Annotated in this window: 16 protein-coding genes and 1 other RNA gene; 6 read left to right on the plus strand and 11 right to left on the minus strand. The window is 64.0% G+C overall.

From position 1 onward, the window contains the following. Window positions 1-98 precede the first annotated feature (98 nt). Genes LY632_RS05820 through LY632_RS05830 form a run of 3 tightly spaced genes read right to left on the minus strand, consistent with a single transcriptional unit; the run spans window position 99 to window position 2,218 of the window. Window positions 99-773 (minus strand): TPM domain-containing protein, encoded by a 675-nt coding sequence (locus LY632_RS05820; RefSeq protein ID WP_234092860.1) that lies wholly within the window; start codon window positions 771-773, stop codon window positions 99-101. Between the two features lie 3 nt (window positions 774-776). After that, on the minus strand, window positions 777-1,595 hold the full coding sequence (locus tag LY632_RS05825) for a YgcG family protein (protein ID WP_234092861.1): 819 nt from the start codon (window positions 1,593-1,595) through the stop codon (window positions 777-779). A gap of 17 nt (window positions 1,596-1,612) precedes the next feature. After that, window positions 1,613-2,218 (minus strand): LemA family protein, encoded by a 606-nt coding sequence (locus LY632_RS05830; protein WP_234092862.1) that lies wholly within the window; start codon window positions 2,216-2,218, stop codon window positions 1,613-1,615. 147 nt (window positions 2,219-2,365) lie between these two features. Between LY632_RS05830 and mscL the strand changes: the two genes are divergently transcribed. The 3 genes from mscL to ssrA all read left to right on the plus strand — a co-directional run bounded on the left by mscL (window position 2,366) and on the right by ssrA (window position 3,580). Next, complete coding sequence (gene mscL / locus LY632_RS05835; RefSeq protein ID WP_234092863.1) at window positions 2,366-2,806, plus strand: large conductance mechanosensitive channel protein MscL; 441 nt, start codon at window positions 2,366-2,368, stop codon at window positions 2,804-2,806. A gap of 91 nt (window positions 2,807-2,897) precedes the next feature. Further along, entirely contained in the window at window positions 2,898-3,152 is a 255-nt protein-coding gene (locus LY632_RS05840) for a hypothetical protein (RefSeq protein ID WP_234092864.1), read from the plus strand. 83 nt (window positions 3,153-3,235) lie between these two features. After that, window positions 3,236-3,580: a transfer-messenger RNA gene (ssrA, locus tag LY632_RS05845) on the plus strand. 291 nt (window positions 3,581-3,871) lie between these two features. On the opposite strand, the gene LY632_RS05850 is transcribed toward ssrA, so the two are convergent. The 4 genes from LY632_RS05850 to LY632_RS05865 form a co-directional block, all read right to left on the minus strand. After that, complete coding sequence (locus LY632_RS05850) at window positions 3,872-4,129, minus strand: hypothetical protein (RefSeq protein WP_234092865.1); 258 nt, start codon at window positions 4,127-4,129, stop codon at window positions 3,872-3,874. Between the two features lie 119 nt (window positions 4,130-4,248). Further along, window positions 4,249-5,499 carry an N-succinylarginine dihydrolase gene (locus tag LY632_RS05855; RefSeq protein WP_234092866.1) on the minus strand — a complete coding sequence of 417 codons (1,251 nt, stop codon included), beginning with the start codon at window positions 5,497-5,499 and terminating at the stop codon, window positions 4,249-4,251. A 106-nt stretch (window positions 5,500-5,605) separates the two neighbouring features. Then, window positions 5,606-6,622, minus strand: coding sequence for an arginine N-succinyltransferase (locus LY632_RS05860; RefSeq protein ID WP_234092867.1), 1,017 nt, complete (start codon window positions 6,620-6,622; stop codon window positions 5,606-5,608). Continuing rightward, on the minus strand, window positions 6,619-7,818 hold the full coding sequence (locus LY632_RS05865; RefSeq protein WP_234092868.1) for a hydrolase: 1,200 nt from the start codon (window positions 7,816-7,818) through the stop codon (window positions 6,619-6,621). The genes LY632_RS05860 and LY632_RS05865 overlap by 4 nt, the downstream gene beginning before the upstream one ends. 150 nt (window positions 7,819-7,968) lie before the next feature. Between LY632_RS05865 and LY632_RS05870 the strand changes: the two genes are divergently transcribed. From LY632_RS05870 to LY632_RS05880, 3 genes are all read left to right on the plus strand, one after another. Then, window positions 7,969-10,068 (plus strand): malate synthase G, encoded by a 2,100-nt coding sequence (locus tag LY632_RS05870; RefSeq protein ID WP_234092869.1) that lies wholly within the window; start codon window positions 7,969-7,971, stop codon window positions 10,066-10,068. Beyond that, window positions 10,041-10,277, plus strand: a complete 237-nt coding sequence (locus LY632_RS05875) for a hypothetical protein (RefSeq protein WP_234092870.1) — start codon at window positions 10,041-10,043, stop codon at window positions 10,275-10,277. Before LY632_RS05870 ends, LY632_RS05875 begins: the two co-directional genes overlap by 28 nt. A gap of 83 nt (window positions 10,278-10,360) precedes the next feature. Next, window positions 10,361-10,729: a Rap1a/Tai family immunity protein gene (locus tag LY632_RS05880; RefSeq protein ID WP_234092871.1), complete on the plus strand. Its 369-nt coding sequence runs from the start codon at window positions 10,361-10,363 to the stop codon at window positions 10,727-10,729. 3 nt (window positions 10,730-10,732) lie between these two features. Here LY632_RS05880 and rsmA read toward each other — a convergent pair whose 3' ends face one another. From rsmA to LY632_RS05900, 4 genes are all read right to left on the minus strand, one after another. After that, on the minus strand, window positions 10,733-11,563 hold the full coding sequence (gene rsmA / locus LY632_RS05885; protein ID WP_234092872.1) for a 16S rRNA (adenine(1518)-N(6)/adenine(1519)-N(6))-dimethyltransferase RsmA: 831 nt from the start codon (window positions 11,561-11,563) through the stop codon (window positions 10,733-10,735). After that, window positions 11,556-12,569 carry a 4-hydroxythreonine-4-phosphate dehydrogenase PdxA gene (gene pdxA / locus LY632_RS05890; RefSeq protein ID WP_234092873.1) on the minus strand — a complete coding sequence of 338 codons (1,014 nt, stop codon included), beginning with the start codon at window positions 12,567-12,569 and terminating at the stop codon, window positions 11,556-11,558. The genes rsmA and pdxA overlap by 8 nt, the downstream gene beginning before the upstream one ends. Before the next feature lie 8 nt (window positions 12,570-12,577). Further along, on the minus strand, window positions 12,578-13,981 hold the full coding sequence (locus LY632_RS05895; RefSeq protein ID WP_370636560.1) for a peptidylprolyl isomerase: 1,404 nt from the start codon (window positions 13,979-13,981) through the stop codon (window positions 12,578-12,580). Window positions 13,982-14,122: 141 nt separating this feature from the next. Then, complete coding sequence (locus LY632_RS05900; protein WP_234092875.1) at window positions 14,123-16,381, minus strand: LPS-assembly protein LptD; 2,259 nt, start codon at window positions 16,379-16,381, stop codon at window positions 14,123-14,125. Window positions 16,382-16,411 lie beyond the last annotated feature (30 nt).

The following is a 16,411-nucleotide window of genomic DNA, read 5'->3' on the forward strand; positions in this document are numbered from 1 at the left end:
CTAATCCCGTTCGGGCTGAGCTTGTCGAAGCCCATCACATCGCACTCGGGTCCTTCGACAGGCTCAGGGCGAATGGGTCAAGGGCGCAGATGTGCGGATCAGACCTCGATCAGGCGATCCGGCAACTCGTTATGGTCATCCTCGCCGCGCGGAAAGTGCTCGCTCAGCACCTTGCCGACATCGCGCACGCCCGCCGCCATGCCCTCGGCGATGGCTCCCTTGCGGATTTCGACCAGCATATCCGCCATCGCCTCGCCCCACACCTCTGCCGGGACCAGCCTGGCAATCGGTTCGTCGGCGACGATCTCGGCCCGGTGCTCGCGCATCGAGAGATAGATCAGGATTCCGGTCTTGCCGGTGGTGCGGCTCTCTGCGCCGACCTTGAAATGCTTGACCGCTTGGGCATGGACCCGCGCGGTCTTGAGTGGGCCGGGAATACACAGGAACCGCAGCGGGTCCCAGCTCAGCGCCAGCCAGCTCAGCGCGAAGGCGATCACGCCCAGCGCAATGGTCATGCTGGCGAGTTCGCCGGTGGTCCAGGCATGCCGCCAGCCCCCTGTCAGGCTGTCCCACAGTTCCATAAAGGGTTGCGGCAACAGCGCGAACAGGCTCATCGCTGTGAAGGCGAGGGCGACGGCCCACACCAGCACGACATCGGAGTAACCGTCCGAGCGGTCGGCGATGACCGTGACAATCTCGCCCGAGGTATGATCCTCGGCCGCAGCCACTGCGTCGGTGACAATCTTGTGCTGGGCTGCATCAAGCCAGGCCATGGCTCACCACCCCCCGGAGGCGCCGCCGCCCCCGAACGAACCGCCACCGCCGGAAAAGCCTCCGCCGCCGCCGAAACCACCGCCTCCGCCCCAGCCGCCACCGCCGCGTCCACCGCCGTCGACCAGCGATCGCGCGATGGCCGTGCCGGCTTCCCACAGGATGATGTCGCCGACGGTCCGGCCCAGGCCGCTATGGTATTTGCGGCGCCGGGCACCGCCCGAAACGATCGGCAGGATGAAAAAGAAGAAAGCGAAGGCGACCCAGATGATCGCGCCGACCGGAAATCCCCCGTCGCTTTCTCGCGCTTGGGCAGCTTCGGTGGCGATCTGGGCGGCTTCCTCGGGTGGCAGCTGCAGTTGCTCGATGATCGCATCGGTTCCCGCCACGATCCCGCCCGGCATATCGCCTTCCTTGAAGCGGGGGATGATGGCGTTGTTGATGATCAGCGAGGAGATCGCGTCGGTCAGATATCCTTCTAGACCATAGCCGACCTCGATCCTTACCTTGCGATCATTGGGCGCGACCAGCAGCAGTGCGCCATCGTTGCGCCCGGCATCGCCGATTCCCCAGGCGCGGCCCAAGCGGTAGCCGTAGTCGGAGATATCGTATCCTTGCAGGTCGGCGACCGTCGCGACCACCAGTTGCCGCTGCGTGGTCTGCTCGAGCGTTTCGAGCTTTGCCGTCAATTCCGCCTCGGTGGCATCGGGAATGATGTTGGCCTGATCCACCACCCGCCCGCTCAGCGCAGGGAAATCCTGCGCCGAGACGGGAACGGCCAGCAGCGCCGCAATGGCGGCGATGACGAGCGCAATCGAACGCATCGGGTTACTCGTCCGGCTCACTCGCCGGAGGTCATGTCGATCTTGGGCGCTTCCTCGGCGCCTTCGGTCGTGGCCTTGTAAGGCACCATCGGCTCGGCGCCGTGAATGATATTGGCGCCGATGCTGTCGGGGAAGGTGCGGATGGTGGTGTTGTACTGACGCACCGCCTCATTGTAGTCGCGGATGGCGACGGCGATGCGGTTCTCGGTCCCTTCGAGCTGGCTCTGCAGCGTCAGGTAGGCCTGGGTCGACTGGATGTTCGGATAGGCTTCAAAGCTCGCTAGCAGGCGGCCGATGCCGGCGCTCATCTGCGACTGGGCGGCGGCGAATTCTTCCATCTTGGCTTCATCGCCCAGATCTTCGGCCGTGACATTGACGCTGGTCGCCTTGGCGCGGGCCTCGGTCACTTCGGTCAGGATCGCGCGTTCGTTCTCGCCCGCGCCCTTGGCCACTTCGGCGAGGTTGGGGACGAGGTTGGCGCGGCGCTGGAACTGCGCCTCGACATCGGCCCACTTTGCCTTGGCGTTCTCTTCCGCCGTCGGCACGGAATTGATGCCGCAGGCGGCCAGCGAAAGCGCGCCCAGGCCGATCAGGGCCGAGCGAAACAGGGTGTGAAGATTCATCGACGTCTCCCGAGAGAAATACTGTGTTGCGAATATAGGACAGTTGGAGGCCGGATCAAGCGGCTTCGCATGGGCCGACTGGACCCTTGGCAACTGCCCGAGGCCATGACAGACACACAGCAGGAGACACCCCAGGGGAGTGCAGCCATGCTGAAGGAATTCAAGGAATTCATTGCCAAGGGCAATGTCATCGACCTGGCCGTGGCGGTCATTATCGGCGCTGCGTTCAGCACCATCGTCAAATCGCTGACCGACGATGTGATCATGCCGCTGGTCGGCTATCTGTTCGGCGGGGCTGATTTCTCGCGCTATTTCATCCTATTGAGCACGCCGGAAGGCTATCGAGGATCGCTGACCGACTATGCGGCACTCAAGGAAGCGGGCGCGGCGATGATCGGCTACGGCGCGCTACTGACGACGATCGTCAACTTCCTGATCCTCGCCTTCATCATCTTCCTGCTGGTTCGCTATGCCAGAAAGGTCGAAACCCAATTCGCCAAGCCGGCCGAGGAAGAGGCCGCGCCGACGGGTCCGAGCGAGATCGACCTGCTGGTCGAAATCCGCGACGCGCTCAAGGCCAGGACATAATTTTGACATTTTCAGGAACCTTCGCCCGATCCGGGGTTTGAGTACACAGTCCGATTTTCGAGGCTGAGAGACTCTAACGAGAGGGATTGAAATGCGTAAAATCGCTTTGTTCGCTGCTGCGGCCGCATCGCTGACGCTCGTCGCCTGTGGCCCCGGTGCCGAGACGGAAACCGAAGCCCAGGCCGATGCCATGGAAGAGCAGGCCGACGTGACCGAGGAAATGGCCGAGGAAGCCCCGACTGAAGCGCAGGAAGACGCGCTCGAGGCCAAGCAGGATGCCCAGGAGAACAAGGCTGACGCACTGGAAGACCAGGCCGACGCCGAAGAGGGCGCCACCGGCATGTAATTTCCAGCCTCAAGCTGGATTGGGAAGAGGGCGGGCCTGCGGGTCCGCCCTTTTTCTTTTGCGGCAGCCGTTATGGCACCTGCTCACTTCACATTAATCCGGAAACGCCTATATCGGTCGGGCCCGTTTCGGCGGGCTATGGTGATAAATTGCGGCGTGCAATAGGCACAACGGACCCGGGGGCAGTACCCGGCGGCTCCACCAAAAGCCCCTGAGCATTCGGGGGTTCCTGACGGGGCCGAACCAGGATCGACGTGTGTTGAAAGACGTTGTTTTCACCCGGGCTGAGTAACCCGTAAAACTGTTCACAAACCATAAGTGCCAACGATAACGAAGCACTCGCTCTCGCTGCGTAATGTGACGGGCTAACGCCCTGAAGTTACAAAGCTAAAGCGCGGTTGGACCGACCGGGCAACAGAACGGATACCGGGGGCCCGGGGGAGCCTAGCAACAGAATCCCCCACCCGATTTCCACTTAACGCCGATTTAACTGTGTCGGCGAGCAAACCGCATAAAAGCAACAAATAGTGCTGCTGCACCGAGCCATCCTAAAATCCTCGGTAGTGGCGATACAAAGTAGCGGCCAACCAACTCTCCGAGGCCGACCGTAGCCATGCACAGCACAATGGTTCCTGCCATGATGCCGCAACCTGCCACGGTTGATGACATGTAGTGCATGCCCCCAGACATCCGGTCGAAAAGTTTGTGCCCTCGGGGCTTCAAGCCTTGTTTGACTTTAGTCGGAGTGACTCGGCCTCGCGCCTTTCGCGTTCGAAGCGCAGCGCGTCGAGGATCTTTGCCCCTGCCAGAAACACTGCGCCGCTACAGGCCCAGAACAGCATCTTGCCGGGAAAGCCCGGATACTGGTGCAGATAGGCGGTGCCGCGCTCCATCGCGCCGAGGGCCAGCGCATAGATGATCAGGAACGCCTCAAAGCGGTTCTTGATCACGAACAACCGGCCAACCTTGCGTAGCATGCACCCTCTCTTTTCTTAACCTTTGTATCTGCACAGGCCGTGCCAAGCACGGTTCCCTGCGGGATGCGATGGTTAACATGAGAGAGATTGTAAAGCCTGCCGACTAGGCGGCAAGCGCGTTAACCCAGAATTGTGAGGTCCAGCGATTCCAGCAGCTTGTACCGAGCGGTTCGCACGGTTTCCGCCAGCGCTTCCGAGCCGATATCGGACGGATCGATCTGCTCTGGCCAGTATCGCCCGATCACCTGCTCGAGCAGTTCTGCGCGGGTTTCGCTCAGCATGAAGCGTTGGTCGACCGTCGCCGGATCGGCCACCACCCGCAGCCGCAGGCAGGCCGGGCCGCCGCCATTGGCCATCGACTGGTGCACATCGACCGGGATCACCTGGCGGATCGGGCCGTTGCCGACGAGCATCGACTCGCACCAGTTCCACACGCTGGCACTCTCGCGGCATTCCTCTGGCACCACCAGCGCCATGCTGCCATCCGGCAGGGTCAGCAACTGGGCGTTGAACAGGTAGGTCTCGATCGCTTCGGCAAGGCTCACCGCGCTCGACGGCACTTCGACCACTTCGAGCGCCGGGAAGACGGCGCGGATCGCGGCATAGGCCCCTTGCCGGTCGGCGAAGGCTTCCTGGTGGGTGAACAGCACCCGCTCGTTGGCAACGGAGACGACATCGTTGTGGAACGCGCCCGCCTCGATCGCGGCGGGATTCTGCTCGATGAAGACACAGCGCGCCGGGTCGAGCCCGTGCAGCCGGGCAACCGCGCGGCTGGCCTGTTCGTGCTGGCGCGCGGGGAACCGGCCACCTGGCTTGCCATAGACGAACACTTCGACGCCTGCTGCGCCATGCCCCTCGCAGAAGCGCATGTGGTTGGCCGCGCCTTCGTCGCCGAAGCTGGGCGGCACCGCCTCGTGCACGGTAAAGTGGTCGCGGTTGCCGAAGGCCACGTCGAGCTGCGCCTTGGTGTCGCGCCATTCCTGCGCCCGGTGGACCATGGTGACGAGGTTGGCCGGGGTCAGGTGGCACTTGCCGTCGGCGGTGTCGGGCGCGGGGCTGACGGTGGCGGCATTGGCGGTCCACATGCTCGAGGCGGACCAGGCGGCTGCCAGCAGCGCGCGGTCTTGCGCGGGATCGACCGCCAGCCGCCGCAGCGTCTCGGTGTTAGGGCGAGGGAGGGGCAGCAGGTATCCCTGCGCCAGACCCCGCGCAATATTGCCGCGCATCTTGGCGACGCCCTGCAAGGCGGCAGCGCGAGGATAGGACGGATCGCCCTTGTGGCTGGCGCTGGCGATATTGCCGAGGCTGAGCCCGGCGTAATTGTGCGAGGGGCCGACAATGCCGTCGAAGTTGATTTCGACCAGGGTCATGCAATGGCCCTCGTCGCCCCGGACTTGATCCGGGGCCTCGTGCCACAAGTTCCGGACTTGGCGAGAGCGATCCCAGCTTTCGCTGGGATGACGAATTGAAGTCCATTCACCGCGCCACGCTCCACACTTCGTCGCCTTCTTTTACCCCCAGTGCTGCAGCGCTGCGAGCGTCGATATGCACGCTCCCGTCATCCTGGAAATCGCGCATGCCGAATGCGCTGCGGAAGCCGGTCAGCGTGCCGGTGGCGATGATCGCGCGTTCGCCGATGTCGAGATCGGCGTAGGAAACCGTCGCCGGCCGGGCCTGGGCGATGCTCTTCACATCGTCGGTCCGCGCAACCATGGTCGGGCCGCCGTCGAAGATGTCGACATAGCCGTCGAAGCGGAAGTTCTCGTTCTCCAGCATCCGCATCGCCGCGCGGCCGGTGGGGTGGGGCAGGCCGATGACCTTGGTCGCTTCCTCGTCCAGCATGGCGACATAGACCGGGTGTTTGGGCATCAGATCGGCGATGAACTGGTTGCCGTTGATGGCGTTGAAATAGTCCGCTTCCTGGAACGTCATGCCGAAGAAACGCCCCGCGACCCCGTCCCAGAAGGGCGAGCCGCCGCGCTCGTCGATGATCCCGCGCAGCTCCGCCAGGATGCGGTCGGCAAAGCGGCTCCGGTGCATGGCGATGAAGAGGTAGCGGCTGCGGGCCAGCAGCAAACCGAGACCGCCGGCGCGCTCGTTGGGATGCAGGAACAGCCCGCCGACCTCGCTCGATCCCTCGAGGTCGGTGACGAGGCTCAGCAACTCGGCCCGCACCGTGCGGTCGAGTTCCTTGGAATACTGCGTCAGCGTGTTGAGGCGATAGGAGTAGAACGGCCAGCGCTGCCCCACCTGGGTCATCATCTGGCAAGTCCCGCGCACAGCGCCGGTCTCTGTGTTCTCCAGTACCAGCACGAATTGCTCGTCGCACAGTTCGTCATCTTCGTTGGTGAAGGCCTTCTCGGACCGAGCCAGCTTGGCGGCGAGCGCATCGCGGTCGGCCGGCAAGTTGGTGAACCCGCCGCCCGTCAGCTTAGCCATTTCATAGAGCGGTTCGATATCGTCGGTATGCGCGGCGCGCAGGCGGAAACTCAAAGCTCTTCTCCCCTCGCCAGCCGGTGGAGGACGAGCGCGGACAAGGCCGCCCGCTCGCTGAGGCTGGACACGATCATGAATTCTTCCGGCGAATGGATCTTGCCGCCGCGTACGCCCATGGTGTCGACCACGGGGACGCCGCAGGCGGCGATATTGTTGCCGTCGCACACCCCGCCGGTCGCCTGCCAGTCGATGCTGAGGCCCAGCCGGGTGCCGCAATCGCGGACCAGATCGAACAGCTTCTGCGCGCGGCGATCGACCGGCTTGGGCGGGCGGGTAACGCCGCCGTGCAGGTGGACCGAGACGTCATGCGCCTGTCGCACCTCGCCCATCAGCGCGTGGAGCCCGGCCTCGAACCGCTCGCCCGCGCTCGGCTCTTTCGGGCGGATGTTGAAGCGCAACACGGCATTGTCGGGCACGACATTGTTGGCCGCGCCGCCTTCGATTCGCGCCGGGTTGACCGGGCAGTCCTCGGTCTGGAGTTCCTTGAGCCCCAGCGCCAGCGCGGCTGCGGCGACGATGGCATTGCGGCCGTCCTGCGGGTTGCGGCCGGCATGGGCCGAGCGCCCGCGCACGATCAGCGAATAATTGCCTGTCCCCCCGCGCGCATGGGCGAGATTGCCTTCGGGCGTGGCCGAGGGCTCATAGGTCAGCGCCGCGTATTTGCCGGCCGCCAGTTCCTCGATCAGCTTCGCCGAGGAAAGCGAGCCGGTTTCCTCGTCCGAATTGATCAGCACATCGTAGCCGATCGCTTGGCCCGCCTCGCTCCGCTCCAGCGCCATGAGCGCATGCAGCATCACCGCGATCCCGCCCTTCATGTCGGCGGTGCCGGGTCCGTTGACGGTGTCGTCGTCGAGCCAGCTATTCGCCTGGAACGGATGATCGACCGGATAGACCGTGTCCATGTGCCCGGTCAGCAACAGCCGCCGCGCTGCTTCGGGCCGGACCCGGACAACCAGGTGTTGGCCATGCGGTTTCTCGAACTCCTCGCCGTCGGCGCTGATGGCGGTGACGGGGGCAGGGTCGACCAGCGAGACTTCGCCGGGCAGCACTGCAAAGGCGTCGGCCAGCATACCCGCAACAGTCTTCAGCCCTGCCAGGTTGGCGGTGCCGGAATTGATCGCGCTCCACGCCAGCGCCTGCTCGGTCATGCCGGCCTGGTCGATCGCATCGAGAAAGTCTGAGGTTTGTTGCATCTGCAACCGCCTCTAGCCGCCCCGCCGCGCAGTTCCAACCCGTTGCAATTGCCCGTCCACTTCGCCATAGCGCGCCTCGTCCTCCCCAGACAGACATTGCCATGATTCCCGCGCGGTGGTTCTATTGCGTGGTGCAAAGAGTGAGGACGCATGCCCGAATATGTTCTGCGTGACCGTTTGAAGGTCGATCTGGCGCTCGCGGAGTTTGTCGAAAGCAAGGTGCTCGCGCCGCTCGGCATCGACGCTGGCGCATTCTGGGAAGGCTTCACCGACCTGTGCCAGGACTTCGTGCCGGAGAACCGCGCCCTGCTGAAGAAGCGCGACGAGCTGCAATGGCAGATCGATGACTGGCACAAGGAGCGTGCCGGGCAGCCGCACGACCACGAGGCCTACAAGGAATTCCTGCATCAGATCGGCTACATCGTCCCGCAGCCGGGTGACTTCGAGATCGGAACGCAGAATGTCGATCCCGAGATCGCCACCATGGCCGGGCCGCAGCTGGTGGTGCCGATCCTCAACGCGCGCTTCCTCCTCAACGCCGCCAACGCGCGCTGGGGAAGCCTGTATGATGCGCTCTACGGCACCGATGCGCTCGACGCGCCGCCTGCGCGGCCGGGCGGTTACGACGAGGAACGCGGCGCGGCGGTGATCGCGCGGGCACGCCAGTTCCTCGACCAGGCCTTGCCGCTGGTTGGCCAGAGCTGGGCCGATATCGCCGACGAACACGACGGGAAACTGCAGGACGAAAGCCAGTATGTCGGCAAGACCGGCAAGGGCCTGCTGTTCAGGAACAATGGCTTGCATATCGAAGTGCAGTTCGACCGTGAGCATCCGGTCGGCCGTACCGACAAGGCGGGGATCAGCGATGTCGTGATCGAAAGCGCGCTGACCGCCATCGCCGACTGCGAGGATTCGGTTGCCGCCGTCGATGCCGAGGACAAGCTGCTGGCCTATTCCAACTGGCTCGGCGTGATCCGCGGCGACCTGGAGGAAAGCTTCGAGAAAGGCGGGCGGACGATGACCCGCGCCCTTTCGCCCGACAAGACCTACACCGACCACGACGGCAATGCGCAGACCCTGCCTGGCCGCAGCCTGCTGTTTGTCCGTAATGTCGGACACTTGATGACCAATCCTGCCATCCTGCTGGAGGATGGTAGCGAAATCCCTGAAGGGATCATGGACGCGGTCATCACCAGCGCGATTAGCGCGCATGATGTGCGGAGGCTCGGCAAGTTCGGCAACAGCCGCACGGGCAGCATCTATATCGTGAAGCCCAAGATGCACGGGCCGGAGGAATGCCGCTTTACCAACGACTTGTTCGATGCTGTCGAGCGGTTGCTCGACATGCCGCACAACACGATCAAGGTCGGGGTGATGGACGAGGAACGCCGTACTTCGGCCAACCTCGCCGCGTGCATCCATGCGGTGAAGGACCGGGTCGTCTTCATCAACACCGGCTTCCTCGACCGCACGGGGGACGAAATCCACACCTCGATGCAGGCCGGCCCGATGGTCCGCAAGGGTGCGATGAAGAACAGCACCTGGCTGAAGGCTTATGAAGACCGCAACGTCAGCATTGGCCTAGCGCACGGCCTTTCGGGCAGGGCGCAGATCGGCAAGGGCATGTGGGCCGCGCCCGACATGATGGCCGAGATGATGGTGCAGAAGATCGGCCACCTGCGCGCCGGAGCCAACACTGCCTGGGTCCCGTCACCGACCGCCGCAACACTGCACGCGCTGCATTACCACCAGGAAGACGTGTTCGAAGTGCAGAAGGGGCTGGGGAATATCCCCCCGCTCGATCTGCTGCTGCAGATCCCTCTCGCAGAGGGAGCGAACTGGTCCGAAGAGGAAGTGCGCGAGGAGCTCGACAACAATGCGCAGGGCCTGCTCGGCTATGTCGTGCGCTGGATCGACGCGGGGGTCGGCTGCTCGAAGGTGCCTGACATCAACGATGTCGGTCTGATGGAAGACCGCGCCACGCTGCGCATCTCGAGCCAGCATATGGCCAACTGGCTGCTCCACGGCGTCGCCACCGAAGATCAGGTGATGGACAGCCTGCGCCGCATGGCCGCCAAGGTCGACGCCCAGAACGCGGGCGATCCGTTCTACGAGCCCATGGCCGGCAATTGGGACACCAGCCTCGCCTTCCAGGCCGCCTGCGATCTGGTGTTCAAGGGCACCGAGCAACCGAGCGGCTACACCGAACCTCTGCTGCACCAGTGGCGGCTGAGAAAGAAGGCGGGGTAGGTACCCTCATCCAACAGCGCCTGACCACCATCATCACTTGGCTCGCGACGTTCCGCAGCAACAGGCTGGTGCTGCTGGTTTGGGTACTGCTTTTCGCTCCGTTGCTGTTTGTGGAGATGATTCCGCTGTTCCTTGGCCTGCTGGTGGCACGGCGGGTGCCGGGGCACGTGAAATGGCATCTCAATCGCCGGGCGGTGATGGCGACTTGACCCGAAAATGTCGATTTCAGCCAAGGCATTGTGCTGCCGTGCGGAATATGCTTCGTACCAATCTGGTCGGAAGGAGTAATCCAATGCGTATAGGCAGAGTTTTCGCAGGTCTGGCAGCGGTGGGACTGGCGATGACGCCGGCCACGGTCTCGGCGCAGGATATCGCGGCACAGTCGATCTTCAAGAGCGGTCAGCAATTGCTCAACGAATGCGGTTCAAGCGACTCGAACGCGCTCGCACGTTGCGACTGGTACATCATGGGCATCTGGGATGCGTTCGGCTTGCTGGCGGATCTTGAAATCACCGAGCGCTACATGTGCCTCGAAAACGGGACGACGGTTGACGTCCTTCGCAGTGATGTGATCCGCTATCTTAGAAATGGCAGCACCGACCTCAACAAGTCGGCTGTCAGCGCTGTCGCCAACGCCATCATGGAAGCGCATCCCTGCTGACGATCAGTCGGCGCGGGTGAGATCCCGCGCTAGCGCGACGAACTCGTCGACTGACACGGTCTCGGCGCGGCGCGTGTCATCGATGCCGAGCCTGGCCAGCGCCTCCACTGCGCCCGACACGCCCTTGAGGCTCTGGCGCAGCATCTTGCGGCGCTGGCCGAAGGCGGCCTCGGTCAGGCGCTCCAATACGCGGGCCGAGACACCATCGGGCATGGTGGCCGGGGTTACATGGACAATGGCGCTCATCACCTTGGGCGGGGGAGTGAAAGCGCTGCGGTGCACCTTCATCGCCATGGTCGCCGCGCTGCGCCACTGGGCAAGCACTGCGAGGCGGCCATAGGCCGAGCTGTCAGGGGCGGCCACGATGCGCTGGGCGACTTCCTGTTGAAACATCAACGTCAGCGAAGTCCACTGCGGCGGCCAGCTTTCGCCGCTGAGCCATCGTACGAACAAGGCGGTCCCGACATTATAGGGCAGGTTGGACAGCACCGCGAAGGGCTCTCCGCCCATCACTTCGCAATGATCGAGCTTGAGGGCATCGCCGTCGATCACCTGCAGCCGGCCCGGGAAAGCCTCGCCGAGTTCGGCGAGCGCAGGCAGGCAGCGCTTGTCCATCTCGATCGCGGTCACCCGGGCCCCTGCCTTGAGCAAAGCGCGGGTCAGCCCGCCCGGGCCCGGTCCTACCTCGAGCACGGCCTTGCCCTGGAGATCGCCGGGAACGGCCGCAATCCGGTCAAGCAATTGTGCGTCGAACAGGAAGTTCTGCCCCAGCGCCTTTGTGGCGAAGAGGCCGTGCCGGGCAATGACTTCGCGCAGGGGTGGGAGATCAGCCATTGGCCCGCCGGACTGCACATTCGCCCGCCATGCGGATCGCCGCGATCATCGCGCCGGGATCGGCAATGCCCTTGCCCGCGATATCGAACGCCGTGCCATGGTCGGGGCTGGTGCGGATGATGGGCAGGCCCAGGGTGACGTTGACACCCGCGTCGAAGTCGAGCGCCTTGACGGGGATCAGCGCCTGGTCGTGATACATGCACAACGCCGCATCGAAGCTCGTACGACCGCGCGGCGTAAACAGCGCATCGGCGGAATGCGGACCGGTGATATCGATACCTTCGGCGCGCAACTGCTCGATGGCCGGACCGATAATCTCGATTTCTTCGCGCCCGAACTGCCCGCCTTCGCCGGCGTGCGGGTTGAGCCCGGTCACGGCGAGGCGCGGACCGGCAATGCCGAAGTCGCGATGAAGTGCGGCGGCCGTTATGCGGCCCCTTGACACAATCAATTCGCTCGTCAGCATGGAACTAACAGCCGCCAGCGCGACATGCACTGTCAGCGGAACGGCGCGCAGGCTTGGTCCGGCCAGCATCATCGCCACGCGGTCATGCCCGAGCCCGCAGAGGTCAGCGAGCATTTCCGTCTGACCACAGAACCCGGGGGCGATCTCGGCAATCCCGGCCTTGCTCACCGGTGCGGTGACGACGCCCGATGCTGCACCTTGCAGCGCCCTGGCGATGGCACGTTCAAGCGCACCATAGGCCAACTGCGCTGAATCAACGCCCGGCCGGCCCGGACGGTAAAGGTCGGTCTCCTGCCCGATCACAGGGAGCGCGCGTGCAAAAGCGGTCTCGACTTGCGTAAGTTGCGCGACGGTTTCGACCGGACAGGCAAGGCCCAGCGTGTCAGCCGCCGCTTGCAGCACGCCGTCACCGTCCACGACACAGAAGGGCGGCAGCCCCTCTGCCTCGCGCGCCAACCAGGCCTGCACAATGATTTCGGGTCCGATCCCCGCCGGATCACCGATCGAGACGACCAACGGCGGCAAGCGTGGCGGAGGCATGTCGGCCGTCAGTTGTACTCGATATAGGCGTCGTTGCGCAGATCGCGCAGGTAACGCTGGGCGCGCTTCTGGATCCGCTCGTTCTCGAGGAGCTCGATCACCTCGTCTACCGTCGGCAGGCCCGCCACTTCAGGATCGTCGCGACCGCACAGCAGCAGCACGCGGACACCATCTTCCAGCGAGCCGAATGGCGGAGTAGCCTGGCCGACCTGGAGGCCGAGCATGGTTGGCTGGAGCTGTTCGGGGAGGTCGCGGACGGCGATATCGTCATTGACCACAACTTCCGCATTCACGGTTGCCGCGGCCCGCTCGGCATCGCCGCAGCCGCGGATCGATTGCACCGCCGCCTGGAAGGCGTCGAGCTGCTGGCCGGCCTGCTCCTCGGTCACGTTCGGAGCGAACTGGATCGAAATCTGCTTGAGGCTGAGTTTCGCATCGCGCGGGTCGGCCATCAGGATCCGGCGCTTGTCGCGCAGGTAGATGATCACGAACCCGCCCGGAATTTGCACCGGTCCGGTCAGCTGGCCAGGCTGCATCGACTGGATCGCAGCCGCCATCGGCGCCGGCAACGTGCCCGGCTGGACATACCCAAGGTCACCGCCGACTGCAGCGGTCGAAGCTTCCGAGAATTGACGGGCATAGCCCTGGAAACTGCCGCCTGCCCGTAGCTGCTCCATGATCTGGCGCGCGTTCTCGACCACGGCGGCTTCGGTCTCGCTGGTCGCCGAGAGGTAGATTTCCATCACATGGAATTCTTCCTCGCCACGCGATTCCTCGAGCCGCTTGATGTATTCCTGCGCCTCGGCTTCCGAAACGTTGACGAAATTGCCGATGTTGCGACGGATCAGCCGCTGCCAGGCGATTTCGCCCTGGATTTGCCGCTTGAGCGAGGCCGGCGAGGAACCGATCGAAAGCAGGTATGCGTCCATCGCGTCCTTCTGCCCGAAATTCTGCACCGCCAGCTGCTCGTAACGCTGGTTGACCTCCGCGCTGGACACTTCGATTTCCTGCGCTGCCGCTTCCTGCACCTGCAGCGTCTCGTCGATAAGGTTGCGCAGCACCTGCATCTTGACCCGGGCGACTTCCTCTTCGCTCAGGCTCCCGCGCGATGCGGAAACGATCAGCGCGGTCCGCTGGTCGACGTCGGTTCCGGTGATGACCGTACCGTTCACCACGGCGGTGGCGACACGCACGTTCGGATTGGCTTCGCCCAGCAGCGAGAAGTTTTCCGGAATGCCGAGCGGGTTGAGCGCCGAAGGTGGCGTCGCAACCGCATCGGGTGTTTCGGCGTCCTGCGCCGAAACCGCCACCGGGGTGACAACCAGACTGAACATCGCCAGCGCAGCAGTAAAACGACCGGCCAGCGTGGAAACGGAACTTGTGATCACATTCGATCCTGTCTTGCGCCCCATGCGAAGAGTCCTCCGGGGCAAGTCAACGGCGGGTGCGCCGCTTCGCAAATGGCGGCTTAACCTCGGCTGAGTGCCGCCTAGCGCACTTGCCGCGCCAAGCCAATCGCACATTGCCCATGCTCGCACGGAGGCGGTGGATACTCAGCGGAAGCCGAGGTTGCGGAGCGAGAAATAGATCTGGAAGGTGTCGCCGCGTTCGGCGTCACCCTGGTCGACATAGTCCCGACGCCAGGTGAAGCCGAATTCGAGACAATCGTCTGAATAGGCTATGCCGAGTCTTGTGCGCAGCGGCTCGAACCCGTCGGAAGTCAGCGTCGGGTCCTCGTTGCGGTCGGTCAGGTTGACCACACCGGCGCCGAAGATCGACCAGTTGTCGGCAATGGCGAAGCGGGCCGCGGCGCGCACTTCCTCGCGGTCCTGCAAATCCTCGATCCCGAAGGCGATGTCGCGGTTGAGCCGCAGATAGCCGATTTCGACATAGTTGCGGCGGCTGCCGACCGTGGCGTCGATCTCGTTGCGGCGGATCGCGAAATTGTCCTTGTCGAGCCGGTAGCGATGGGTGAAGGACACGAAGTCCTTGAACCGCACTTCCGTGCGCCCGACGAAGTCGCTGACCCGCTCGGAGATCCCGGTCCCGTCGATCAGCACATCGGGATCGCGTCCGACGCGGTAGGACTGGCCGATGGTGGTCTTGACCCGCCAGCCGGGGCGGTTGAGTTCCCAGTCGAAACCCCAGGTGATCCGCACCCCGTCCTCGATCCGATCGTACCCGGGAAAGCGGTTGAGCGCGAACAGGTTGGAGTCCTCCAGATCGATCGCGCGGGCATCCTCGTTGGGGACTGCGAGATTGCGGATCGGCGGGCTGGCAACGATCTGGACGCGCGGCGTGAACACTTGCGTCCCGCCAAAAGCCGGCCCGGCGAAGGGCCACTGCATGTCCGCTGCCACCAGCGCGATCCCGCGGGCTTCCCAGCCGGGATTGCCGCGATAGATAGCGGTCGCCGTCAGCCCGTTTTCGTCCGAATGATAGACGTCCCCTCTGGCAAGGGCGGTCAGTTGCAAAATCTGCCCAAGGCCGGTGACTCGCCGCAAATCCCACCGGGCGCTGGCGAAGGCACGCTGGGTGTCCTGACCTTCGTCGCGGGTGATGGCCAGCGTGTTGACCTGCAGTTCGACCTTGCCGCCGATGATCGGATCCGCCAGGCGGCGACGATAATCGAACACTGGTAACGCAACCGGCACCTGCCCTTGCGGCTGGTTGAGGCGCAGCGTCTGCGTGGCGTAGCCTGCCAGTTGCAGATAGCTGTCCTGGTCGATCCGCTCGATCTCGACCAGCGAGCGCAGCCGGTCGTCGCGGCTGATGTCATAGCGGCGAAGGAAGGTGCGGTCGCTGGCGCGACGGATCGAGGCCGTGACACTCCAGTTCGGATCGAGTTGGAACTTGCCATTGGCAAAGATGTAGCCGCGAAAATCCTTCTGTGCGGTCGGCGTGCCGGTGATGTCCGAAATGCGGCGCGAATGGGTGGCGTAGGCGGTGATCTGGTATGCGCCCTCGTCCATCAGGTGACGCCACTTGGCCGAAGCCATCGGCGGGGCATCGGTGTAAAGATAGGCCCCCAGCGTCAGGTCCTTGTTGTCTGCCAGGCGCATGTAATATTCGCCTGACAATTCAAGCCCGTTGGACTGCGACACACGAATATCGGGAATGAGGAAGCCCGAACTCGCCCCGCCATCGGTGCGGATCGACAGGCCGGGCATGGGCAGCAGGCGGGCGCCGAAAATCTCGAGATAGGCCCCACGAAACCGGACGCGCTTGTTGTCGGGATCATATACCACCCGATCGGCGGTGATGCGCCAGCTTGGGTTCTTGGCGCAGCCTTCCTCGTCCACCACGGCGCAGCCGCTGTAGGCGGCGCGGGTCAGGATGATCGAGCCATCCTCGTTGCGCTCGCCCGACACCGCCGCCAGCCGCCCGCCTTCGCGCAGTGCAAGCAGCAAGTCTTGCATCGCCCCTGCTTCGAACTTGTCGTTGAGCTCGATACTGCTGGAGAAAACCTGATTGCCGTCGGCATCGACAAAGCGGACGTCGCCGGTGGCGGTGATAATGCCGGTCTTGCGATTCCACGATACGACATCGGCGCGGACCGACTGGTCCTCGCTGCGCAGTACCACATTGCCTCGTGCATTGATGGTGTCGTTTTGCGAATCATAGTCGACCGCATCGGCTTCGAAGTCGACCTGGCGCGGTTCACCCGGGGTGGCTGGACCGGGTTCGTCCGTGACCGGCAATTCCTGCGCCGCGGCAGGTGCCGCCAGAATTGCGCAGGCAAGCGCCAACAGTCCCGGGCGAGCCGCATGGTGCAATAACCGAAGACATGGCGAAGCCGGGGCGGGGCGCATGGCTTGCCTATTGCACTTAGGACTCCTAAT

This window comes from Erythrobacter sp. SDW2, from assembly GCF_021431965.1.
In the GTDB taxonomy this organism is placed as follows: Bacteria; Pseudomonadota; Alphaproteobacteria; order Sphingomonadales; family Sphingomonadaceae; genus Parerythrobacter.